Annotated in this window: 21 protein-coding genes; 9 read left to right on the forward strand and 12 right to left on the reverse strand. The window is 69.0% G+C overall.

Going from position 1 to position 21,732, the window contains the following annotated elements; genetic code table 11:
• Positions 1–4: 4 nt before the first annotated feature.
• Positions 5–481 carry a VOC family protein gene (locus CGQ25_RS07880; RefSeq protein WP_208712574.1) on the reverse strand — a complete coding sequence of 159 codons (477 nt, stop codon included), beginning with the start codon at positions 479–481 and terminating at the stop codon, positions 5–7.
• A gap of 106 nt (positions 482–587) precedes the next feature.
• On the opposite strand from CGQ25_RS07880, the gene CGQ25_RS07885 reads away from it, so the two are divergent.
• Positions 588–1,046 (forward strand): DUF3054 domain-containing protein, encoded by a 459-nt coding sequence (locus tag CGQ25_RS07885; RefSeq protein WP_208712575.1) that lies wholly within the window; start codon positions 588–590, stop codon positions 1,044–1,046.
• 38 nt (positions 1,047–1,084) lie between these two features.
• Positions 1,085–1,363 (forward strand): Lrp/AsnC family transcriptional regulator, encoded by a 279-nt coding sequence (locus CGQ25_RS07890; RefSeq protein WP_208712576.1) that lies wholly within the window; start codon positions 1,085–1,087, stop codon positions 1,361–1,363.
• Between the two features lie 59 nt (positions 1,364–1,422).
• Here the strand turns inward: CGQ25_RS07890 and trpD are convergent, their stop codons facing one another.
• Complete coding sequence (trpD, locus tag CGQ25_RS07895; RefSeq protein ID WP_255405665.1) at positions 1,423–2,493, reverse strand: anthranilate phosphoribosyltransferase; 1,071 nt, start codon at positions 2,491–2,493, stop codon at positions 1,423–1,425.
• A 171-nt stretch (positions 2,494–2,664) separates the two neighbouring features.
• Between trpD and CGQ25_RS07900 the strand changes: the two genes are divergently transcribed.
• From CGQ25_RS07900 to CGQ25_RS07915, 4 genes are all read left to right on the forward strand, one after another.
• Positions 2,665–3,303 carry a heme-copper oxidase subunit III gene (locus CGQ25_RS07900; RefSeq protein ID WP_208712578.1) on the forward strand — a complete coding sequence of 213 codons (639 nt, stop codon included), beginning with the start codon at positions 2,665–2,667 and terminating at the stop codon, positions 3,301–3,303.
• 73 nt (positions 3,304–3,376) lie between these two features.
• Positions 3,377–4,162 carry a c-type cytochrome gene (locus CGQ25_RS07905; protein WP_208712579.1) on the forward strand — a complete coding sequence of 262 codons (786 nt, stop codon included), beginning with the start codon at positions 3,377–3,379 and terminating at the stop codon, positions 4,160–4,162.
• Positions 4,163–4,261: 99 nt separating this feature from the next.
• Positions 4,262–5,311, forward strand: a complete 1,050-nt coding sequence (locus CGQ25_RS07910) for a ubiquinol-cytochrome c reductase iron-sulfur subunit (RefSeq protein WP_208712580.1) — start codon at positions 4,262–4,264, stop codon at positions 5,309–5,311.
• Positions 5,308–6,993: a cytochrome bc complex cytochrome b subunit gene (locus CGQ25_RS07915; RefSeq protein ID WP_208712581.1), complete on the forward strand. Its 1,686-nt coding sequence runs from the start codon at positions 5,308–5,310 to the stop codon at positions 6,991–6,993. Before CGQ25_RS07910 ends, CGQ25_RS07915 begins: the two co-directional genes overlap by 4 nt.
• 122 nt (positions 6,994–7,115) lie before the next feature.
• On the opposite strand, the gene CGQ25_RS07920 is transcribed toward CGQ25_RS07915, so the two are convergent.
• The 6 genes from CGQ25_RS07920 to CGQ25_RS07945 form a co-directional block, all read right to left on the reverse strand.
• Positions 7,116–7,853, reverse strand: coding sequence for a GntR family transcriptional regulator (locus tag CGQ25_RS07920; RefSeq protein WP_369802324.1), 738 nt, complete (start codon positions 7,851–7,853; stop codon positions 7,116–7,118).
• 227 nt (positions 7,854–8,080) lie between these two features.
• Complete coding sequence (locus CGQ25_RS07925; RefSeq protein WP_208712583.1) at positions 8,081–8,482, reverse strand: cytochrome c oxidase subunit 4; 402 nt, start codon at positions 8,480–8,482, stop codon at positions 8,081–8,083.
• Positions 8,479–10,206, reverse strand: coding sequence for a cytochrome c oxidase subunit I (gene ctaD / locus CGQ25_RS07930; protein ID WP_208712584.1), 1,728 nt, complete (start codon positions 10,204–10,206; stop codon positions 8,479–8,481). Before ctaD ends, CGQ25_RS07925 begins: the two co-directional genes overlap by 4 nt.
• Before the next feature lie 6 nt (positions 10,207–10,212).
• Positions 10,213–11,070 (reverse strand): cytochrome c oxidase subunit II, encoded by an 858-nt coding sequence (gene coxB / locus CGQ25_RS07935; protein WP_208712585.1) that lies wholly within the window; start codon positions 11,068–11,070, stop codon positions 10,213–10,215.
• 213 nt (positions 11,071–11,283) lie between these two features.
• Positions 11,284–11,649: an iron-sulfur cluster assembly accessory protein gene (locus CGQ25_RS07940; protein WP_208712586.1), complete on the reverse strand. Its 366-nt coding sequence runs from the start codon at positions 11,647–11,649 to the stop codon at positions 11,284–11,286.
• Between the two features lie 109 nt (positions 11,650–11,758).
• Entirely contained in the window at positions 11,759–13,165 is a 1,407-nt protein-coding gene (locus CGQ25_RS07945) for a dipeptidase (protein WP_208712587.1), read from the reverse strand.
• 63 nt (positions 13,166–13,228) lie between these two features.
• Between CGQ25_RS07945 and CGQ25_RS07950 the strand changes: the two genes are divergently transcribed.
• Positions 13,229–13,816, forward strand: coding sequence for a DUF3043 domain-containing protein (locus tag CGQ25_RS07950; RefSeq protein WP_208712588.1), 588 nt, complete (start codon positions 13,229–13,231; stop codon positions 13,814–13,816).
• Between the two features lie 74 nt (positions 13,817–13,890).
• On the opposite strand, the gene CGQ25_RS07955 is transcribed toward CGQ25_RS07950, so the two are convergent.
• The gene (locus CGQ25_RS07955) at positions 13,891–14,973 is read right to left on the reverse strand and encodes a quinone-dependent dihydroorotate dehydrogenase (RefSeq protein WP_208712589.1); all 1,083 of its coding nucleotides are present in this window, start codon (positions 14,971–14,973) and stop codon (positions 13,891–13,893) included.
• 64 nt (positions 14,974–15,037) lie between these two features.
• On the opposite strand from CGQ25_RS07955, the gene CGQ25_RS07960 reads away from it, so the two are divergent.
• A complete protein-coding gene (locus CGQ25_RS07960; protein WP_208712590.1) occupies positions 15,038–16,042 on the forward strand; it encodes an alpha/beta hydrolase in 1,005 nt (334 codons plus the stop codon).
• Here the strand turns inward: CGQ25_RS07960 and CGQ25_RS07965 are convergent.
• The 3 genes from CGQ25_RS07965 to leuA form a co-directional block, all read right to left on the reverse strand.
• A complete protein-coding gene (locus CGQ25_RS07965; RefSeq protein WP_208712591.1) occupies positions 16,039–16,857 on the reverse strand; it encodes an isoprenyl transferase in 819 nt (272 codons plus the stop codon). The genes CGQ25_RS07960 and CGQ25_RS07965 overlap by 4 nt on opposite strands.
• Positions 16,858–16,928: 71 nt before the next feature.
• Positions 16,929–17,693 (reverse strand): DNA repair protein RecO, encoded by a 765-nt coding sequence (gene recO / locus CGQ25_RS07970; RefSeq protein ID WP_208712592.1) that lies wholly within the window; start codon positions 17,691–17,693, stop codon positions 16,929–16,931.
• Between the two features lie 88 nt (positions 17,694–17,781).
• On the reverse strand, positions 17,782–19,530 hold the full coding sequence (gene leuA / locus CGQ25_RS07975; protein WP_208712593.1) for a 2-isopropylmalate synthase: 1,749 nt from the start codon (positions 19,528–19,530) through the stop codon (positions 17,782–17,784).
• Between the two features lie 217 nt (positions 19,531–19,747).
• On the opposite strand from leuA, the gene CGQ25_RS07980 reads away from it, so the two are divergent.
• On the forward strand, positions 19,748–21,712 hold the full coding sequence (locus tag CGQ25_RS07980; protein WP_208712594.1) for a M13 family metallopeptidase: 1,965 nt from the start codon (positions 19,748–19,750) through the stop codon (positions 21,710–21,712).
• Positions 21,713–21,732: the final 20 nt, after the last annotated feature.

Raw genomic sequence — 21,732 nt, forward strand, 5'->3', positions numbered from 1 at the left:
ATCCTCATTCCGCGTCCGCGGCCGACTCGAGGTCGGCGATGACGATCCTGCGCATCTGCAGCATCGCGGTCATGGCCCGGCGGGCCCGTCCCGGGTCAGGGTCCTTGAGCAGCTCGGTGAGCCGGTTCGGAACGATCTGCCATGAGAAGCCGAAGCGGTCCTTGAGCCACCCGCACTGGCTCTCGTGGCCGCCGTCGGCCGTCAGGGCGTTCCAGTAGTAGTCCACCTCCTCCTGGTCCCTGCAGTGGACCTGGATGGAGACAGCTTCGTCGAAGGTGAATTCGGGTCCCCCGTTGAGGGCGATGAAGGGTCGCCCGTCGAGCTCGAACGACACCGTCAGGACACTCCCGGCAGGCCTCGGTCCAGCCTCTCCGTAGTACTCGACATCAGTGATCCTGGAGTTGGGGAAGATCCGCGAGTAGTAGTCCGCCGCCTCCTTGGCCTGGTCGTCGAACCAGAGGCACGTGGTCATCGCTGGCATGGCACTCTCCTCTCCCCTGGGATTCTTCCCCTCCTCACGGCAAACCGAAAGGTTCTGGACAGGCGCACGACGCCGAGTGGCCGCCGCGCGCGCGTAGGCTGGGGGAATGCAGTCCTCCCCCGCCCAGAGCCGCCACGACGAGGCCGGTTTCGGCCGCCCTGCGAGCACCTCCACGCGCACAGCCGTCCTTGCCGCAGCCGCGGATCTCGCCGTCGTCCTCGGGTTCGCCGCAGTCGGCCGGGGCTTCCACAGCATCGAGAACCCGGTCGTCGGTGTGCTCGCTACGGCGTGGCCCTTCGTCGTCGGGCTCGCGGTGGCGTGGGGCGCCCTCCGGATCTGGCGCCGCCCCCTCCCCGTATGGCCGGCGGGCGTCGCGGCATGGCTCGGTGCGTATATCCTCGGCATGCTCCTGCGCGCCGCCACCGGTGGCGGGACAGCTCCGGCCTTCCTCCTCGTGGCGTTCGCCACGCTGGGAGCGTTCATCGTCGGCTGGAGGGCCGTCGTCTGGGGCATCGGGGCGGCCCTCCGGCGGTCCCGCCGTGGCGGCGGTGTCTCTGGCGGATAGGCTGGCCGGGAGAACACCGCCTACACGAACGGAGGACCATGATCACGGCATTCGTCTTCATCCAGACGGACACAGCGCAGATTCCGGAGGTGGCCGAGAAGATCTCCGCGATCCCGGGCATCAGCGAGGTGTACTCGGTCACGGGAGAGTGGGACCTCATTGCCATCGCCCGGGTCCGGGAGCACGAGCAGCTTGCTGATGTCGTTGCAGACAGGCTTTCGAAGGTCGACGGCGTCCGCGAGACGACCACGCACATCGCATTCCGCGCCTACTCCCGGCATGACCTCGAGGCGGCCTTCTCACTCGGGCTCTCCTGACGACGGCCGAGGGCCGGGCCGCATCGCCGCGGCCCGGCCCTCTGCTGCGCGCCACCGGCTCATGCCCGGGTGAAGTCCACCCATTTCTGGAGGGTCGTGGCGGCGGCACCCGAATCGATCGACTCCTCGGCGCGCTCCTTCGCCGCCGCGAGCCGTTCGAGGAGCGGACCGTCCGCGCTCGTGTCGTAGGACACGAGACCCGCGGCCGCGTTGAGCACGACGGCGTCCCGCACGGGACCGCGCTCGCCGGCCAGGACGCTGCGCACGACGGCGGCGTTGTGCGCAGCATCCCCCCCGCGGAGGTCGTCGAGGGCTGCGCGGGCAATGCCGAGGTCTGCCGGGTCGAGGACCGACTCGGACACCTCTCCGCCGCGGACCTCCCATACGCGGGACGTCGTGGTGATGGTGAGCTCATCGAGGCCGTCGTCGCCCCTGAACACGAGCCCGCGGCTCCCGCGCGCGGCGAGCACGCCGGCAATGAGCGGGGCCGTGCGCGGATCCGCTGCCCCCACCGCGGACGCCTGGACGTGCGCCGGGTTGGTCAGGGGGCCCAGGATGTTGAACGCCGTGGGGATGGCGAGCTCCTTCCGCGGCGTCGCCGTGTACCGGAACGACGGGTGGAAGACCTGCGCGAAGCAGAAGGTGATGCCGCACTCGTCGGCGCACTCGGCCACCCGGGCGACCCCCATGTCCAAGCGGACGCCGAGAGCCTCGAGGACGTCGGCGGAGCCCGACTTCGACGACGCCGCCCGGTTCCCGTGCTTGACCACCTTGGCACCTGCGCCGGCGATCACCAGGGCTGCCGTGCTCGAGATGTTCACGGTGTTCTGCTGATCGCCGCCCGTGCCCACGATGTCGAGCTTCTCGCCGCCGATCTCGATCGGAGTGGCGCGCTCGACCATGGCCTCGACGAGCCCGGCGAGCTCCTCGACCGTCTCCCCCTTGGACCTGAGCCCGACGAGGAACCCGGCGATCTGCACGTCCGACGCATTGCCGCCCATGATCGTGTCCATCGCCCACGCCGTCTCGGCCTGGGTCAGGTCATGGCGTGCCACGAGGGATCCGATGAGCGAACGCCACGTGGGCGGGGTCGAAGTGGCACCCGGGGTGCCGGCAGCGTCGGTAGTCACGCCCCTGATGGTATCGACCCACGCCAGCGAGGGTGCAAAGCATGACCCCGGCCACAGGGCTTCCGCCGCGGATCCCCGCGGATCCGCATGATTTCGAGGGTTTGTAGAAAAAGTTCCCGGAAGGGGCGGTTCGCGTTGGGCGAACCTGAGGTTTGTAGACATAATGTCCTTGTGACGACAGCGACTCATGCCCCGACAACCCCGGCACATCCCACGCTGAATCGCCCCAACATGGTCTCGGTCGGGACCGTGGTGTGGCTGTCCAGCGAGCTGATGTTCTTCGCCGGCCTCTTTGCCATGTACTTCTCCCTGCGCGCCGCCTCCGGCGAGCTGTGGGCGGAGGAGACGGCCAAGCTCAACTTCCCCTTCGCGCTGGTGAACACCATCGTCCTCGTGGCGAGCTCGTTCACCTGCCAGATGGGCGTCTTCGCCGCCGAGCGGCTCCAGCCCCGCCGCAGCGGCGGCGTCTTCGCGTTCGGACGCTGGGGCATGACCGAGTGGTTCCTGCTGACGTTCCTCATGGGCGCGTTCTTCGTTGCCGGCCAGGCCACCGAGTACACGATGCTCGTCTCCGAGCACGTCTCGCTCTCCTCGAACGCCTACGGCTCCGCGTTCTACATCACCACCGGCTTCCACGGCCTCCACGTGATCGGCGGCCTCGTCGCCTTCCTCTTCATCATCGGACGTGCGTTCGCAGCCAAGCGCTTCGGGCACTACGAGGCGACCTCGGCCATCGTCACGTCGTACTACTGGCACTTCGTGGACGTGGTGTGGATCGGCCTCTTCCTGGTCATCTACGTCCTCAAGTAGCACCCGGAGCACAGCAGCACATCTCGCACCCGCGCCCCCATGGCGGCGGCAGGAAACGGATAGGAACGATTTCGTGAAGGCACTCTCGCAGAAGCGGCGTCACCCGCTGGCAGTCCTAGCGCTGCTGGTCATGGGACTGCTGCTGACAGGCGGTCTCTACTACGTGGCCAACGCGGCCAATTCGGCGAAGGCGGAAACCACGTACTCGGCGTCGGACGTCAGCGAGGGCGAGAAGCTCTTCGTGGCAAACTGCGCCACATGCCACGGCATGGGCGCCTCCGGCACGGCCTCCGGGCCGTCCCTCGTGGGCGTCGGCGCCGCTGCCGTCGACTTCCAGGTCGGCACCGGCCGCATGCCCATGCAGATGCAGGGCCCGCAGGCCTACAAGAAGCCCGTGCAGTTCACCGAGGAGCAGACCAAGCAGCTCTCGGCCTACGTAGCCTCGCTCGGCGCCGGTCCGGCCCTCCCGGACGAATCCATGCTCGACAAGGGCGGCGACGCCACGCACGGCGGCGAGCTCTTCCGCGTCAACTGCGCCATGTGCCACAACGCCGCGGCAGCAGGCGGCGCTCTGACGCGCGGCAAGTTCGCCCCGTCGCTCGCGGGTGTGTCGGAGAAGCACATCTACGAGGCGATGGCCACGGGCCCGCAGAACATGCCGGTCTTCTCTGACGCGAACATCTCGCCGGAAGGCAAGCGCGACATCATCACCTTCCTCAAGACCATCGAGACCCAGGGCTCCCCCGGCGGCGCCGACCTCGGGTCCCTCGGCCCGGTCTCTGAGGGCCTGTTCGTGTGGGTCGCCGGCCTCGGCGTCATCATCGCCTTCACGATCTGGCTGACGTCGCGCACCTCCTGACGCGACAGCGCGCACCGCAATATGGGCCGCCCCCGTGGCGGCGAAGATTTGAACACCGTCCCCGCGACACATCGGGGGCCAGGAAGGATGAGGGGAAATATGGGCAACCATAGTGACGGCTCTCCCCAGCACGGGGGCGCCGTAGCTACGGCTGGTCAGACGGAGCAGAAGTTCGCGGACCCGGGTCTCCCGCCGCACCGCCTCCGTCTGGCTGACACCGACCCCAAGGCTGCGAAGCGCGCTGAGCGCCAGGTCACGGCGCTGTTCATCATCTCGGTGATCGGCACGATCGTGTTCCTCGTGGCGTACTTCGCCATCGATCTTGGGCACAACTCCGACATCGCGACCGTCCGCACGCAGAACATCCTGCTGGGCATCGGGACGGCCTTCGCGATGCTGGGCATCGGGACGGGCATCGTGCACTGGGCCAAGGCGCTCATGCCGGACCACGAGGTCTCCGAGGCCCGTCACCCCGTCCGCGAGGAAGACGACCGCGTCGCGGCCGTCAAGATCGTCGATGACATCATCGAGGAGACCGGCATCAAGCGCCGCCCCCTCATCCGCAACACCCTGATCGGTGCTGTGGCTCTGGCCCCGCTCCCCGCCCTCGCGGTGTTCGGTGACCTCGGCCCCAACGCCAACGACAAGCTGCGCCACACCATGTGGGCCCCCAAGGACGGCAAGAAGGTCCGCCTCACGCGTGATCCCGACGGAACGCCGATCAAGGCCTCCGACGTCACGATCGGCTCCGCCTTCCACGTCATCCCCGAGGGCCTGAATGACCTTGCCGAGGGCAAGCTCAACGAGAAGGCCAAGGCCGTCGTCCTGCTCATGCGTCTCAACCCGGCTGACCTGCACATCTCCGCCGGCCGCGAGAACTGGAGCTACAACGGCATCGTCGCCTACTCGAAGATCTGCACGCACGTCGGCTGCCCCGTGGCTCTCTACGAGCAGCAGACGCACCACCTCCTGTGCCCGTGCCACCAGTCGACCTTCGACCTCACGCACGAGTGCCAGGTGATCTTCGGCCCGGCCAGCCGTCCGCTGCCGCAGCTGCCGATCGAGGTGGACGCCGATGGCTATCTCGTGGCGTCGTCGGACTTCCACGAACCTGTTGGACCTAGCTACTGGGAGCGTGAGTACTCGTGAGCGGCGCTACCGCCTCCACCTACCAGCCGCCGACGAAGGTCGGCCGCATCGCCGACTTCGTCGACCAGCGGACCGGTGCTTCGGCCGCGGTCCGCGAATTCGGCCGGAAGGTCTTCCCCGACCACTGGTCGTTCATGTTCGGCGAGGTTGCCCTCTACAGCTTCGTCATCCTGCTGATGTCGGGAACCTTCCTGACCTTCTTCTTCGACCCGTCGATGGCGGAGACGCACTACGACGGCGCGTACGTGCCGCTGCGCGGCATGGAGATGTCCGTCGCGTATCAGTCCTCGCTGCATATCTCGTTCGAGGTGCGCGGCGGGCTGTTCATGCGCCAGGTGCACCACTGGGCCGCTCTGCTCTTCGTGGCTGCTATGGCCGTGCACATGCTGCGCGTGTTCTTCACGGGCGCATTCCGCAAGCCGCGCGAGATGAACTGGGTCATCGGCGGCGTGCTCCTCATCCTGGGCATGGCGGCCGGTTTCACCGGCTACTCCCTGCCGGATGACCTGCTTTCGGGCAACGGCCTGCGCATCATCGACGGCGTGATCAAGTCGATCCCGATCATCGGCACCTGGATCTCGTTCTTCCTGTTCGGCGGAGAGTTCCCGGGAACCGCGATCATCGGCCGCCTCTACGTGCTCCACATCCTGCTGGTGCCGGCAATGATCCTGCTGTTCGTCGCGCTGCACCTGCTCTTCGTGGTCGTCCACAAGCACACGCAGTACCCTGGCCCGGGTCGCAATGACGGCAACGTCGTCGGCTACCCGCTGGGCCCGGTCTACGCGGCGAAGGCCGGCGGCTTCTTCTTCATCGTGTTCGGCGTGATCGCCGCAATGGCTGCCTTCTTCACCATCAACCCGATCTGGAACTACGGCCCGTACGACCCCTCCCCGGTGTCCGCAGGCACGCAGCCCGACTGGTACATCGGATGGGTCGACGGCGCGCTTCGCCTGATGCCGGGCGTGCTCGGCTCGCTCGACGGCTACCGCCAGCACTTCGAGTTCGTGATCTTCGGGCAGACGCTGACGCTCAACGTCCTCCTCCCGGCCCTGGTGCCCGCGGGCATCGTCTTCACTGTCCTGTTCACGTACCCGTGGATCGAGCGGTGGATCACGAAGGACGAGCGCGAGCACCACGTTCTCGACCGCCCCCGCAACGCCCCCACGCGTACCGCGATCGGCATGGCCGGATTCACGTTCTACTGCGTCATGTGGGCCGCGGCCAGCTCGGACCTGATCGCGACGCATTTCCATGTCTCGCTCAATGACGTGACGTACTGGCTGCGCACGCTGTTCTTCCTCGGCCCGATCATCGCCTTCGTGGTGACGAAGCGTGTGGCCCTGGCGCTCCAGCGCAAGGACCGCGAGATCGCGCTGCACGGCCGGGAGACCGGACGCATCGTACGCCTCCCGCACGGCGAGTTCATCGAGGTCCACGCGCCGCTGGACGAGTACAAGCGCTACCGGCTGGTGGGCTTCGAGTCGCCCGAGGTGCTCCCCGCCCAGCCGAACGCCAAGGGCGTCGTCGATCGGAAGGAGCGCCGCCGCGCCAAACTCTCGCGGTGGTTCTTCGAGGACCGCGTCGCGCCGGCCACTCCGGCCGAGCTCGAGGCCGCCCATGCGCATGGGCACCACGAGGCCATCGAGCCCGCCGAAGAGGCGAAGAGCCTCGGTCGCCGCTAGGCGACAGAAACACCGTCACAGTCAGAGGGCCCCGCAGCAGCAGCTGCGGGGCCCTCTGACTTGTCTGCTGGGGTAGTGTGCGGGCGCGTGGTGAGAAGCCCTGACAGGCCACAGAAGGGGCGTCAGAGGCCCGTGAACCTCTTGGAGGAGTAGCTGCGGGGCGAGCGCGCCCCAGGCCGTTGGAGGGGCACCCAGAGCTTGTAGCGGTCGGCTCGGTAGTAGGAGACCGAGTAGTCCACGACGGACTTCGAGACGTAGGCATGCCGCTGGATCTTCAGCAGCGGCGCTCCCATGTCGACGTTCAGCAAGCGGGCCGTCGACGGCGAGGCAGCCGTCGCCTCGATGGTGTCCTCGCCCCACTCCATGACGAGTCCGTACTGCTCGCTCAGCACCTGGTACAGGGACGTGGGCGGCGGACCGTCGACGAAGCCGGGGACACGGCTGGCGACGATGTAGTTCTCGTCGACGCTCATGGGCTCCTTGTCCGCAAGCAGGAGGCGACGGAACCGCACGACCGGTGTGCCCTCGTCGACCTGCAGCTCACGGGCCAGGTACGCGGACGCACCGATCTGCTCGAAGCTCAGGACCCGCGCGTCGGGCACCATCCCGCGGCGCTGCATCTCCTCGCTGTACGAGGTCAGCTTCATCTGCAGGTCGAGCTTCGGGCGGCTGACGAACGTGCCGAGGCCGACGATCCTGTCGAGCACTCCCTCGGCCACGAGGGCGTCGATGGCCTGCCGCACCGTCATGCGCGCCACGCCGAAGCGCAGGGAGAGGTCTCGTTCCGAGGGCAGGGCGGCACCCGGAGCCAACCGGGTGCTGATGTGCGATCGGAGGATCTCACGGAGCTGGACATACATCGCCGTCTTGGAGGCGCGGTCCAGCTGGCCCTCAATGGCCTCTGCGTTGTCCACAGGACTCCTCATTTCTGGTTCCGTCTCCATCGTGCCACAGGGCCCGGAATCGGCGGGAACGCCGCCGGTGGTGAGGTCGCCCGCACAGTGCGCGCACGCAGACAAGGCCTGGGGCCGGCCTCCCGAAGGATGCCGGCCCCAGGCCTCGTCAGAGCGGTGTTGGTGAGCGGTGCTCAGTGGGCGTGGTCGCCGCGGCTGTACTCGAAGACCCAGCCGACCAGCGCCACGAGACCGAGCCCGGCGCCGATGAAGAGGATCCACCAGCCGACAGCCACGCCGAGGAACGCGATCGCGCACGCGGCACCGAGGACCAGCGGCCACCAGCTCCAGGGGCTGAAGTGCCCCTGCTCGCCGGCACCCTCGTGGATCTCGGCGTCCTCGCGGTCCTCGGGACGCATGCCGACGCGCTTCGCGGTCACTCCGAGGTAGCTGCCGATCATCCCGGCGAGACCGCCGAGGAGGAGCATGCCGAGGATGCCGACCCATTCGGTCCAGTTGACCAGCCACCCGTAGATGAGGGCCACCGGGACGAAGAAGAACACACCCGTGCCGAAGAGCCAGGATTCAATTTTCACTTGGTGCGGTCCTTCCGGTCGGCGGAGGTCACAGCTGCCGCGGCAGTTCCCGCGTGCTGGATCGCACCGGCCATCGAGAGCTCCGGGTGGTGCAGGTCCAGCGCGGGGCGCTCCGAGCGGATGCGCGGCAGGGACGTGAAGTTGTGGCGCGGCGGCGGGCACGAGGTGGCCCACTCGAGCGAGGCGCCGAAGCCCCACGGATCATCCACGGTGACCTTCTTGCCGCTGCGCGCCGTGATGTACACGTTCCAGAAGAACGGGATCAGCGAGGCGCCCAGGACGAACGAGGCGATCGTCGAGAACTGGTTCATCGCCGTGAAGTTGTCCTCGATCAGGTAGTCGGCGTAGCGACGGGGCATGCCCATGACGCCGAGCCAGTGCTGGATGAGGAACGTGCCGTGGAACCCGATGAGCAGGAGCCAAAAGTGGATCTTGCCGAGCCGCTCGTTGAGCATCTTGCCCGTCCACTTGGGCCACCAGAAGTAGAACCCTGCGAACATCGCGAACACCACCGTGCCGAACACGACGTAGTGGAAGTGGGCCACCACGAAGTAGGTGTCGGAGACGTGGAAGTCCAGCGGCGGGGAGGCCAGGATGATGCCGGTCAGGCCACCGAAGAGGAAGGTGATGAGGAAGCCGAGGCTCCACAGCATCGGGGTCTCGAACGTGATCGAACCGCGCCACATGGTGCCGATCCAGTTGAAGAACTTCACGCCGGTCGGAACGGCGATCAGCATCGTCATGAATGAGAAGAACGGCAGCAGGACGGCGCCCGTGACGTACATGTGGTGCGCCCACACCGTGACCGAGAGGGCGGCAATCGCAATGGTGGCGAACACGAGGCCCTTGTAGCCGAAGATCGGCTTGCGGCTGAAGACCGGGAAGATCTCGGAGACGATGCCGAAGAACGGCAGGGCGATGATGTACACCTCCGGGTGGCCGAAGAACCAGAACAGGTGCTGCCAGAGGACGGCACCGCCGTTCTCAGGATCGAAGATGTGCGCGCCGAACCGGCGGTCGGCGCCGAGGCCGAACAGGGCCGCCGCGAGCGGCGGGAACGCCATGAGGACCAGGATGCCGGTGATGAGCGTGTTCCAGGTGAAGATCGGCATGCGCCACATGGTCATGCCCGGAGCGCGCATGCAGATGATCGTGGTGATGAAGTTGACCGCGCCCATGATCGTGCCGAAGCCCGAAAGCGCGAGGCCGAAGACCCACAGGTCGCCTCCGACGCCCGGGGTGAACGTCGTGTTCGACAGCGGCGCGTAGGCGAACCAGCCGAACGAGGCGGCGCCCTGAGGGGTGATGAAGCCGGCGACCGCGATGGTGGAGCCGAAGAGGAAGAACCAGAAGGCCAGGGCGTTCAGACGCGGGAACGCCACGTCGGGGGCACCGATCTGGAGCGGCATGATGACATTCGCGAAGCCGGCGAAGAGCGGAGTGGCGAACATCAGCAGCATCACCGTGCCGTGCATGGTGAACAGCTGGTTGTACTGCTCCTTGGTCTGGAGGATCTGCATACCCGGCTCGAAGAGCTCAGCGCGGATGAGCAGGGCCATGACGCCACCGAGGCAGAAGAACACGAACGAGGCGATCAGGTACATGTACCCGATGGTCTTGTGGTCCGTGGAGGTGATCCAGTTGACGACGATGCGTCCCTTGGACTTCGGCACCACCGGCGCGCTCAGGGCGCCGGCTGAAGGCGACTGTGTATAGGTAGCCATGGTCCCTTACTTCTCGTTCAGGTTCGGGTTGCGGTCGTACTTCTCATCCAGCAGGCCCTTGTCGAGGCCGGCCAGGTGTGACTGGAACTCCGCCTCGGAGACGACCTTCACGCGGAACAGCATCTCCGAATGATACTCACCGCAGAGCTCGGCACACTTGCCGTCGTAGGTGCCCTCCTTCTGCGGGGTGAAGTACATGGTGTTGGGCTTGCCGGGGATCATGTCGCGCTTCTGCAGGAACGCGGGCACCCAGAAGGAATGGATGACATCGCGCGAGGTGAGCTCGACGGTGACCGACTTGTTGACCGGCAGGTACAGCGTCGGCAGGCTGTCGAGGTTGTACGGCTGGCCGGTGAGGTGGGCCTGGACGCCGCCCTCGTGGACGTCCTCCTTGATGACGCCGCCCTGCTTGTAGTTGAAGTCCCAGGACCACTGCTTGCCGACCACATTGACGGTCACGTCGGGGTTCTGCTGCGGGGTGTCGACTGCGCGCTGGTCACGGTCGGTGAAGTAGAAGAACGTCACGATGAGGAACAGCGGGATCGCCGTGTAGAAGATCTCGAGCGGCAGGTTGTAGCTGATCTGGCGGGGGAAGCCGGTCGCGCCCTTGCGGCGGCGGTAGGCGACGACGCACCAGAGCATGAGGCCCCACGTGATGAGGCCGATCACCATGGCCGCGATCCACGAGTTCACCCAGAGGTCGGTCAGGATCCCCGTGTTGCTCGTGGTATCCCGCTCAGTGGGTAGCCAGCCACGCTGGACCTCGGATGAACATCCAGACAGTGCGAGCGCACCGGTCACGGCGACCGCCGAGACCGTGATGATGCGAGTGCGCTGGCTGCTGGTTCGGTTCTGCGACCTCACAGACGGCCCTTCCTCTTGGTGCTTCTCTCCGGTGACGGCGCGGCAGGCGAGCCAGCGCGCGCGAGACCGGGTGACATAGTTTTACTACTCGGTGTAGAGCTTACAACCATCCCCGGCGAATATCCCACATGTCCGGGACACGCGTCGGCCGTGCGCCCCGGAGGCCCTGAGGTCCCGGTGCGCACGGCCGAATGCATCGTGCGGAGTGCGGCGTCAGTGGAAGGAATCACCGCATGCGCACGAGCCCTGCGCATTGGGGTTGTCGATGGTGAAGCCCTGCTTCGAGATCGTGTCCTCGAAGTCGATGGTGGCGCCCGCGAGGTACGGCACGCTCATCTTGTCCACGACGACCTCGACGCCGTCGAAGTCTCGGACGGCATCGCCGTCGAGGAGGCGCTCGTCGAAGTAGAGCTGGTAGATGAGGCCCGAGCACCCGCCGGGCTGGACGGAGACGCGCAGTCGGAGGTCGGTGCGGCCTTCCTGCTCCAGGAGGCTGCGGACCTTGCCTGCGGCCACCTCGGTCAGGGTCACCTCGTGCGAGGCGAGGGCCTCGGAGGTCTCGTTGGTTGCAGTGCTCATTCCCTACCTTCTCTCGGTGCCACGGTGGCGGCGGGGCCGCCGGCGTCACGGGGCCTTCCATCCATGCTACGACTCCCCTCTCGCCGATCGCCAACCCTCTGGGCGCAGATCACACGGCGCGTCCGAGCCCTGCCAGGAGCAGCGCCTCAGCGGCGATGCACTTCTCGAAATCGCCCAGATGGAGGGACTCGTTGGCGCTGTGCGCGCGGGAATCCGGATCCTCGACGCCGGTGATGAGGACATCCGCCTCCGGGAAGACCTCCTTCAGGTCGGCGATGAAGGGGATGGATCCGCCCATGCCGGTGCGGACCGCGGGCACCCCCCACGCCGCGGCAAGCGCCCACAGCACGGTGCGCGCCGCTGCCGAGTCCGTGTCGGCGAGGTAGGCGCTCCCCTGCTCGCCCGGAGTGAATGTCACGCGCGCTCCAAAAGGCGCGTGGTGCTCGACGTGCCGCCGCAGGGCGTCCATCGCCGCCGCGGGGTCCTGGCCGGGCGCGAGGCGGAGGCTGAACTTCGCCCGGGCACGCGGCTGGATCGTGTTGGAGGCGACGGCGACGCTCGGGACGTCGATTCCGATGATGGACAGTGCGGGTCGGGCCCACAGGCGCGCCGCGACGCTCCCACTGCCGGCGAGACGGACGCCGTCCAGCACGCCGGCATCGCGGCGGTACTGGTCCTCGGGATAGTCGACATCCGGATCGTCCCCGGCGGCGAGGCCCGCCACCGCGACGTTCCCCTCCTCGTCGTGGAGGGTCGCGATGAGCCTGGCCAGGAGCGTGGGCGCGTCGAGGACGGGGCCGCCGAACACACCCGAGTGCACCGCGTGCTCGAGGACCGAGACCTCGAAGGTGCCGTCGACGAGTCCTCGGAGGCTCGTGGTGAGTGCCGGCTGCCCGACGGACCAGTTGCTCGAGTCCGCGACGACGATGACATCAGCGGCAAGCCGGTCGCGGTAGGTGTCCAGGAACGACCGGAAGCTCGGCGAGCCGGCCTCCTCCTCCCCCTCGATGAAGAGCGTGACCCCGACACCGCTGCGCTCGCCGAGGACCTCCTGGACCGCCCGGCATGCGCCGAGGTGCACGAGCAGGCCGGCCTTGTCGTCCGCGGCGCCCCGTCCGTAGAGCCTGTCGCCGCGCTCGGTGGCAATGAACGGCTCGGAGTCCCACAGTTCGAGGTCACCCGGGGGCTGGACATCGTGGTGGGCGTAGAGCAGGACGGTCGGCTGGCCTGGGTGCGCTGGGCGGCTGGCCACCACGGCCGGACCGCCCAGCGTTCCGTCCGCCAAGGGCGCACGGAGGATCTCGGCGTCCTCGAACCCGGCCGCGCGCACGAGGCGGAGCACCTCCTGGGCGCTGCGTTCCAGCTCTGCCGAAGGGAAAGCCGGCCATGCGATGCCGGGAACCGCGACAAGCGCGGACAGCTCGGCGACGGTTTCGCCGAAACGACGGGCGACGGCGTCGCGCAGCGCCGCGACTTCGTCTTCGGACAGGGGCGGCTCGATCGCATCTGAAGGCATGGCTTGACAGTACAAGGGGCGCCGTCCCCCATCAACGCTCCGCCCGGCCGGTATTCTAGGGAGGTGTTTGGACGCAAGAACGAGCCCGCCGCCGAGAGCCCCGGGCAGCCCGAAGAGGACCCCGCCCAGCCCCTGACGGGCAAAGGCACGCCGACCCCCCGTCGCAAAGACCAGGAGGCGGCCCGCAGGCGCCCCCTCGTCCCGACTGACAGGAAGGCCTCGAAAGCCGCCGAACGGCAGGCCGCCGCGGACGAGCGCGTCCGCGTGCGGCGCGCCCTCGAGACCGGGGACGAGCGCCACATGCCCTGGCGCGACCGCGGCCCGCAGAAGCGCTTCGCCCGCGACACGGTCGACGCAAGGTTCAACCTCGGCGAGTACCTCATGTTCGCCGCGCTCGCCTTCGTCGTCGCGTCCTTCATCATTCCCCAGGACAGCCAGATGCAGATCTACATCCTGAGCTCGTTCTGGGTCGTGTTCCTCCTCGTCTTCGCGGACACGTTCTGGCTGTCGCGCCAGCTCAAGAAGCGGCTCACCGCCAAGTTCGGCGCGGTCGAGCGCGGGACGGTCTGGTACGGGAGCATGCGGGCGCTCCAATTCCGTCCGCTCCGGCTGCCCAAGCCGCAGGTGAAGCGCGGGCAGTACCCCTCCTAGGCATCGCCCAACGCTGAGCGCACGACGGCGCGGCACCCACCCGGGTGCCGCGCCGTCGTCGTGCGTGGGGTGCCTCAGGCGCGGACCGCCGGGGCGCTGCGCCGGGCGAGGCCGCGGTTGACCTGTGCGGCCCAGAACGGGCCCTCGTAGAGGAACGCCGTGTAGCCCTGCACGAGGGTGGCCCCCGCGTCGAGGCGCTCGCGGACGTCGTCTGCGGTCTCGACCCCGCCGACCGCGACGAGTGCGAGCCGGTCCCCCACCGCGGCCTTGAGGCGCCTGAGCACCTCGAGCGAGCGTGCCTTGAGCGGCGCCCCCGAGAGGCCGCCCGCCCCGGCGGCCTCGACCGTCTCGGCAGGGCTGGCCAGGTTCTCACGCCCGATGGTCGTGTTGGTGGCGATGATCCCCTCGAGGCCCAGGTCCAGGGCGAGGCGCGCGACGTCGTCGACATCCTCATCGGAGAGGTCTGGGGCGATCTTGACCAGGAGGGGCACGCGCCGACCGGCGGCCCACTCGGATTCCTCGCGCACTGCCGCCAGCAGCGGGCGCAGGGACTCGGCGCTCTGCAGGAGCCGCAGGCCCGGGGTGTTGGGCGAGCTGACGTTCACCACCAGATAGTCCGCGAGGGGGGCGAGCTCGCGCGCGCTCGCGCGGTAGTCGTCCACCGCGTGCTCGAGCTCGACCGCCTTCGTCTTGCCGATGTTGACCCCGATCACCGGCCTCCGCGCGCCGTAGCGGGCCTCGAGCGCGGCGCGCGCGGCCGCGATCCGGGGCGCGACGGCAGCGGCGCCGTCGTTGTTGAACCCCATGCGGTTGATGACAGCGCGGTCCTCGATGAGGCGGAACAGGCGGGGCTTGGGGTTTCCCGGCTGCGCCTGGCCGGTGATCGTCCCCACCTCGATGTGGCCGAAGCCCAGCTCTGCGAGGGCCGCGATCCCCCGGCCCTCCTTGTCGAAGCCAGCCGCGAGGCCGAACGGCGACGGGAAGGAGACGCCGAAGGCCTCCGTGGCGAGCGAGGGCGCCGGCGCGGTGAACCGCTCGAGCACGCGGCCCAGGCCGCACGCGTGCACGGCACGGATCGCGCCGAAGCCGATCCGGTGCGCGCGCTCGGCGTCCATCCAGGAGAAGGCAGCACGGAAGAAGAGGGGGTAGAAGCGCATGGATCTAGTCTCCCACGGCGGGACCGGCCTACCCTCGGATCGAGGAGCCGCCGGAAGGAACACGATGCTCGACTGGACTGACGACTTCCTCGGCCCCGGCGTCGAGGCGGCGCCGCTCGGGCGGGGGCATCACGGCGACTCGGGCACCCTGATCCGGTTCGCCCCCCGCCGCCCGGCAGCCGGGAGCGCGCCCGACGCGAACGGCGTCGGCACCCACCCGCCCGGCGCGCTCCTGTACGTGCACGGCTGGAGCGACTACTTCTTCAACCAGGAGCTCATGCACTTCGCCACGGCCCGGGGCTATCGCTTCTACGCCCTCGACCTCCCCGAGCACGGGCGGAGCCTCACGGCGGGCGAGATGCCAGGCTTCGTGGGGTCGGCCGAACACTACCTCGAGAGCGTCGGCGCAGCAGTCGAGGCGGTGCGCCAGGACAGCGGCGCGCCCCCCGTGCTCATGGGGCACTCGACCGGTGGGCTTGCCGCGGCGCTCTACGCCCAGCGCCACGAGCAGCGGCTCGCCGGCGTCGTGCTCAGCAGCCCGTGGCTCGTGGCGCATGGCGGCGCTGCCACCGGCCGCCTCCTCGAGGCGGCGCTGCGCCCGGCCGCCATGAGGTGGCCGCGCGGGCGGCTGCCGCTGCCGGCACGGGGCTACTTCTGGCGGGCTGTGGCGAAGGAGGCGGGCGGCGAATGGGAGCTGCGGGAGGACCTCCGCCCCCGCAACGCCTTCCCGGTGCGGCTCGGGTGGCTCCACGGCGTGCTCGAGGGCCAGCGGATGCTGCGCACGGGGCCGCGCCTCCGCCTGCCCGTGCTCCTGCTCGCCTCAACCACCTCGGACACCGGGCTCGTCTGGCGCGAGCACATGCGGGAACGGGACGCAGTGCTGTCCATCGCGCCCATGCGGCGCGCCGCCGCGGGGCTCTGCGACGATCTCGACGAAGCGCTGGTCGAGGGCGGCCTCCACGATGTCCTGCTCTCCAGCGGTGCCGTGCGGGCGGAAGCGTACGCTCGGCTCGGGCGCTGGCTCGACGGGCTCCGGGCCCCGGCGGGAGCGACGCCGCCGCAGTCCTAGCCGACGGGTGCGCGGTCGACGGCGCCGCCGTAGCGCCGGTCGCGGCGGGCGTAGATCTCCACGGCCTCCCACAGGGTGCGGCGGTCCACGTCCGGCCAGAGAGTGTCGAGGAACACCATCTCGGCGTAGGCGGACTGCCACAGGAGGAAGTTGCTCAGCCGCTGCTCGCCGGAGCTGCGGAGGAAGAGGTCCACGTCCGGGAGGTCCGGCTCGTCGAGGTAGCGCTGGACGGTCTTCTCGGTCACCGAGCGGGCGCTGAGACGTCCGGCCTCGACCTCGCGCGCAATGGCCGCCACGGCGTCGGCGATCTCGGCCCGGCCACCGTAGTTCACGCACATCGTCAGGTGGCACACGGAGTTCCCACGCGTGTACGCCTCGGCCTCCTCGAGCTCCTTGATCACCGAGCCCCAGAGCTTCGGCCGCCGCCCGGCCCAGCGGATGCGGACACCCCATGAGTCCAGCGTGTTCCGCTGGCGCCGGAGCACGTCCTTGTTGAAGCCCATGAGGAAGCGCACCTCCTCCGGGGAGCGCTTCCAGTTCTCGGTGGAGAACGCGTACACGGACACGTACTCGATGCCGAGCTCGATGGCGCCGGCCATGACGTCAAGGAGCGCGGGCTCCCCCGCCTTGTGCCCTTCGATGCGCGGCAGGCCGCGCTGGTTGGCCCAGCGGCCATTGCCGTCCATGACAATCGCGACATGCCGTGGGACGAACTCGCGCGGGATGTCCGGCGCCTTCGCACCGCTCGGGTGCGGGTAGGGCGCGACCGGAGCGGTGCGTTCCGAGCGTGCTCGGCGGGGGACGGCGGGGCTCAAGGGATGGTCACCTTCGGGCTCGGGGGCGGGTGGGTTGCAACGGGTTCGCGCTCGACGGCGGCGCCTCGCCGTCAGGGGACTGTCGGCTCCCGTTCGACGAGCCGGAGCGCGCCGACGGCACGTTCGAGGTGCCACTGGGCGTAGGCCGCGACCAGTCCGGCCGCCTCGCGCCGCGCGCCCGGCTCGGAGGCGTCTGCCGTGGGCCAGTCGCCCGCGAGCAGCGCGGCGAGGAGCCGCACGGTGTCAGGGGCGGGGGCCGGGGAGCCGGGAGGGCGGCAGTCTGAGCAGACGATGCCGCCCAGGGCCGCGCTGAAGGCTCCGTGCGGGCCGGGTTCGCCGCACCGCGCACAGTCTGTGAAGCTCGGTGCCCAGCCGGCCGTGGCGAGCGCCCGCAGGAGGTACGAGTCGAGGATGAGCCCCGGCGCGTGGGCCCCCCTGCTCAGCGCGGCCAATGCACCGACCAGGAGCATGTACTGGGAGGCCGAGGCGTCCGAGTCGGAGGCGGTGAGGCGCTCGGCGATCTCCGCCATCGCGGCGGCCACCGTGTAGCGCGGGTAGTCCGCTGCGATCGTGGTGCCGTAGCTGGCCCGGGCGGCCGCCTGTCCGACGATGTCGAGGGAACGGCCGTGGACGAGCTGCAGGTCGGCGACCATGAACGGCTCGAGCCGGGCCCCGAAGCGGCTCCTGGTCCGCCGTGCACCGCGCGCGACGGCCCGGACCTGGCCATGCTGGCGGGTCAGGAACACGACGATCCTGTCGGCCTCGCCGAGCTTGTACGTGCGCAGCACGACGCCGTCGTCCCGGTAGCTCCGGGATGCGAACGTCGACTCGGCCATGGGTGCCATTCTCCCACGGCGAGGGCCTTGGAACGTGCGACGGCGGCGGGATGCACCCGCCGCCGTCGCACGCTGCGCAGGTGGCCGCTCAGGCAGCCTCGGCGTCCCGCAGGGCGCGGTTGACTGCGGAGACGACAGCCTTGAGCGAGGACATCGACGTGTTCGCGTCGATCCCCACGCCCCACAGCACGCGCTCGCCGACTGCGCACTCGACGTACGCTGCGGCCCGCGCGTTCCCGCCCTCGGACAGGGCGTGCTCGCTGTAGTCGAGGACGCGCACGTCGACGCCCTCCTGGGCGAAGATGTCCAGGAGCGCGGCGATCGGGCCGTTGCCGGTGCCCATGCGGCGGACCTGGGTGCCGTCGACGCGCAGCGTGGCGTGCAGCGTCATCGTCCCGTCCTCGGTCGTCTCGGTGTTGAACGAGACGACGCCGTACCGGCCCCACTGCTTCCCGCCGTCGACCGACGCTGCGGGCAGGTACTCGTCGCTGAAGATGTTCCACAGCTCCGCGGCACTCACCTCGCCGCCGACCGTGTCGGTGCGGCGCTGGATCACGCCGGAGAACTCGATCTGCGCGCGGCGCGGCAGGTCGAGGTGGTGCTCGTTCTTCAGGAGGTAGGCGACGCCGCCCTTGCCCGACTGCGAGTTGACGCGGATGACCGCCTCGTAGCTGCGGCCCAGGTCCTTCGGGTCGATGGGCAGGTAGGGCACCTGCCAGGGGAAGTCGCGCACATCCTTGCCCGCGGCCGCGGCGTCCCGCTCGAGGGCCTCGAAGCCCTTCTTGATGGCGTCCTGGTGCGAGCCGGAGAACGCGGTGAAGACCAGGTCCCCGCCGTAGGGCACTCGCTCGCCGACCGGCAGCTGGTTGCAGTACTCGACCGTCCGGCGGATCTCGTCGATGTCCGAGAAGTCGATCATCGGATCCACGCCCTGGACGAACATGTTCAGACCCAGGGTCACGAGGTCCACGTTGCCGGTGCGCTCGCCGTTGCCGAACAGGCACCCCTCGATGCGGTCGGCGCCCGCCATGTATCCGAGCTCGGCGGCGGCCACGCCCGTGCCGCGGTCGTTGTGCGGGTGCAGGGACAGGATGATGCCCTCCCGCGGGTGCAGGTTCCGGCTCATCCACTCGATCGAGTCGGCGTAGACGTTCGGCGTGGCCATCTCGACCGTCGCCGGGAGGTTGACGATCACCTGGTTGTCGGCGCTCGCCTCGAAGACCTCGGCGACCGCATTGCACACGCGGGCCGCGTACTCGAGCTCGGTGCCGGTGAACGACTCGGGCGAGTACTCGTACGTGATGTGCGTGTCGGGGATGGTCTCCTCGTACTTCTTGCACAGGAGCGCGCCCTGGACGGCGATGTCCAGGATCCCGTCCTCGTCCTGGTTGAACACGACGCGCCGCTGCAGGATCGACGTCGAGTTGTAGAGGTGCACGATCGCCTGCTTTGAGCCGGCCAGAGCCTCGTAGGTGCGCTCGATCAGGTGTTCCCGGGCCTGGGTGAGCACCTGGATCGTGACGTCGTCCGGGATGTGGTTGCCGTCGATGAGCTGGCGCACGAAGTCGAAGTCGGTCTGGGAGGCGGAGGGGAACCCGACCTCGATCTCCTTGTAGCCCATGTCGACGAGGAGCTTGAACATCTTGAGCTTGCGGGCGGGGCTCATGGGGTCGATGAGCGCCTGGTTGCCGTCCCGGAGGTCGACCGCGCACCAGCGCGGGGCCTTCTCGATCCGCTTGTCGGGCCACGTCCGGTCCGGCAGTTCAACGGTGATCTGCTCGTGGAACGGGAGGTAGCGGTGGACCGGCATGCCCGAGGGCTTCTGAGCGTTGCGCATGGTTTTACTGTAGGCCTTTCTTCGCTGCTGGGATCCACGGCGGCCGGGCACGTGAACACTCCGCGGCGGGGGCGGCCTGCGCTGGATCAGCGCTGCGCGATCACCCTCGGCGATCAGCGACGTGAGGCCCCGCCACGGCAGCTAAGAAGAAGCAGCGCGGTTGGCACATCGTCACCATAGCATCCCTAAGATGAAGCAACCCCATACAGGAGGCACGATGACAAGCCAAGCCGCGCCGTCCGGCGTCGACCGCCAGTACTTCGACGACACCGTCCGTCCTCAGGACGACCTCTACCGCCACGTCAACGGCGGATGGCTCCGCTCCACCGAGATCCCGGCGGACCGCGCCCTCGTGGGCACGTTCGTCCAGCTGCGCGACCTGTCCGAGGAGAACGTGCGCGCGCTCATCGAGGACCTCGCCTCCGCCGAGCACCCCGCGGGCTCGGACGAGGAGAAGATCGGCGCGTTCTACCGGTCCTTCATGGACGCCGACGCCGTCGAGCGGCTCGGCGCGCAGCCGCTCGCCCCCCTCCTGGCCGAGATCGACGCCGTCGAGGACATCTCCTCGCTCGTGGCGGCCTCCGCACGCCTCGGCCGCGGGGGCGCCGACGGCCTGCTCGGCTACTACGCGGCTCCCGATGCCGGCCAGCCCGACCGTGTGGTGCTCTACGTCTCCCAGAGCGGGCTCGGCCTCCCCGACGAGTCGTACTACCGGGACGAGAAGTTCGCCGCGATCGTCGAGGCCTACGAGGCATATCTGGCCGACATGTTCGCCCTCCTGGGCTCGGCCACCGCCGCCCAGGACGCGGCGGACGTGCTGGGCCTCGAGCGGCGGATCGCGGCCCTCCACTGGGACCGGGTCACACTGCGCGACCCGCAGAAGACGTACAACCTCCGGACCGAGGCCCAGGCCGTCGAGGCGTTCCCCCACTTCGCCCTCTGGGCCGAGGAGACCGGGGTGACGGCCGACGCGCGGGCCGAGCTCGTCGTCGGCAACCCCGAGTACCTCGCCGGGATCACCGCGCTGCTGGACGACGTCCCCCTGCGCACCTGGAGGCTCTGGCTCACCGGCCACCTCCTCGGCTCGACTGCGCCCTACCTGTCCTCTGCCTTCGTCGACCGGCACTTCGCCTTCTACGGCACCGTGCTGTCCGGGACACCGGAGAACAAGGAGCGCTGGAAGCGCGGTGTCGGGGCCGTCGAGGCCGGTCTCGGGATGGCGGTGGGCCGCCTGTACGTCGCCCGCCACTTCCCCGAGGAGCACAAGGAGTCGATGCGGGCCCTCGTGGACAACGTCGTCGAGGCCTATCGGCGCAGCATCTCAGTGCTGCCGTGGATGGGCGCCGAGACGCGCGAGCGCGCGCTCGCCAAGCTGGCAGCCTTCCGTCCCAAGATCGGCTACCCGGACGAGTGGATCGACTTCTCGCCGGTGGTGGTGGACGAGGCCGACCTGCTCGGCAACGTCCGCCGCGCCCACGCCGCGGAGCTGGACCGCCTGCTCGACGAGATCGGCAAGCCGGTGGACCGCGTCAAGTGGCTCATGACCCCGCAGACGGTCAACGCCTACTACCACCCGCTGATGAACGAGATCGTCTTCCCGGCCGCCATCCTCCAGGAGCCGTTCTTCCACCCCGAGGCGGACCCTGCGGTCAACTACGGCGGCATCGCGGCCGTGATCGGGCATGAGATCGGCCACGGGTTCGACGACCAGGGCTCCCAGTTCGACGGCGACGGCGCGCTGCGGAACTGGTGGTCCGACGAGGACCGGGCGGCCTTCGAAGCGCTCACGGGCAAGCTCGTGGAGCAGTTCGAGGTCCTCTCCCCCGCGGAGACCCCGGGCAGCACCGTCAACGGGCGGCTCACGCTCGGTGAGAACATCGGCGACCTCGGCGGCCTCGGCATCGCCTACAAGGCCTACCAGCTGAGCCTCGACGGGCAGGAGCCCCCGGTGATCGACGGCCTCACCGGTCCGCAGCGCTTCTTCGTCTCGTGGGCGACAGTCTGGCGCCAGGTGTGCCGCCCGGAGGAGACGCAGCGCCGCCTCTCGATCGACCCGCACTCGCCGAACGAATTCCGTACGAATGCGATCGTGAAGAACCTCGACGCCTTCCACGAGGCCTTCGACGTGGCCGACGGCGACGCGATGTGGCTGGACCCCGAGGAGCGCGTCACCATCTGGTGAGTGCTGCCCCGCCGCGGCGG

The organism is Sinomonas sp. R1AF57 (assembly GCF_002224485.1).
GTDB lineage: Bacteria > Actinomycetota > Actinomycetes > Actinomycetales > Micrococcaceae > Sinomonas > Sinomonas flava.

What these genes read in the sequence shown, in the direction of transcription:
- recO (WP_208712592.1), bottom strand. Translation starts at nt 17,693, where the DNA reads ATGGCCGAGTCGACGTTCGCATCCCGGAGCTACCGGGACGACGGCGTC.
- CGQ25_RS07885 (WP_208712575.1), top strand. Translation starts at nt 588, where the DNA reads ATGCAGTCCTCCCCCGCCCAGAGCCGCCACGACGAGGCCGGTTTCGGC.
- CGQ25_RS07980 (WP_208712594.1), top strand. Translation starts at nt 19,748, where the DNA reads ATGACAAGCCAAGCCGCGCCGTCCGGCGTCGACCGCCAGTACTTCGAC.
- CGQ25_RS07920 (WP_369802324.1), bottom strand. Translation starts at nt 7,853, where the DNA reads ATGTATGTCCAGCTCCGTGAGATCCTCCGATCGCACATCAGCACCCGG.
- CGQ25_RS07940 (WP_208712586.1), bottom strand. Translation starts at nt 11,649, where the DNA reads ATGAGCACTGCAACCAACGAGACCTCCGAGGCCCTCGCCTCGCACGAG.
- leuA (WP_208712593.1), bottom strand. Translation starts at nt 19,530, where the DNA reads ATGCGCAACGCTCAGAAGCCCTCGGGCATGCCGGTCCACCGCTACCTC.
- ctaD (WP_208712584.1), bottom strand. Translation starts at nt 10,206, where the DNA reads ATGGCTACCTATACACAGTCGCCTTCAGCCGGCGCCCTGAGCGCGCCG.
- CGQ25_RS07945 (WP_208712587.1), bottom strand. Translation starts at nt 13,165, where the DNA reads ATGCCTTCAGATGCGATCGAGCCGCCCCTGTCCGAAGACGAAGTCGCG.
- CGQ25_RS07880 (WP_208712574.1), bottom strand. Translation starts at nt 481, where the DNA reads ATGCCAGCGATGACCACGTGCCTCTGGTTCGACGACCAGGCCAAGGAG.
- CGQ25_RS07960 (WP_208712590.1), top strand. Translation starts at nt 15,038, where the DNA reads ATGCTCGACTGGACTGACGACTTCCTCGGCCCCGGCGTCGAGGCGGCG.
- CGQ25_RS07890 (WP_208712576.1), top strand. Translation starts at nt 1,085, where the DNA reads ATGATCACGGCATTCGTCTTCATCCAGACGGACACAGCGCAGATTCCG.
- CGQ25_RS07955 (WP_208712589.1), bottom strand. Translation starts at nt 14,973, where the DNA reads ATGCGCTTCTACCCCCTCTTCTTCCGTGCTGCCTTCTCCTGGATGGAC.
- CGQ25_RS07910 (WP_208712580.1), top strand. Translation starts at nt 4,262, where the DNA reads ATGGGCAACCATAGTGACGGCTCTCCCCAGCACGGGGGCGCCGTAGCT.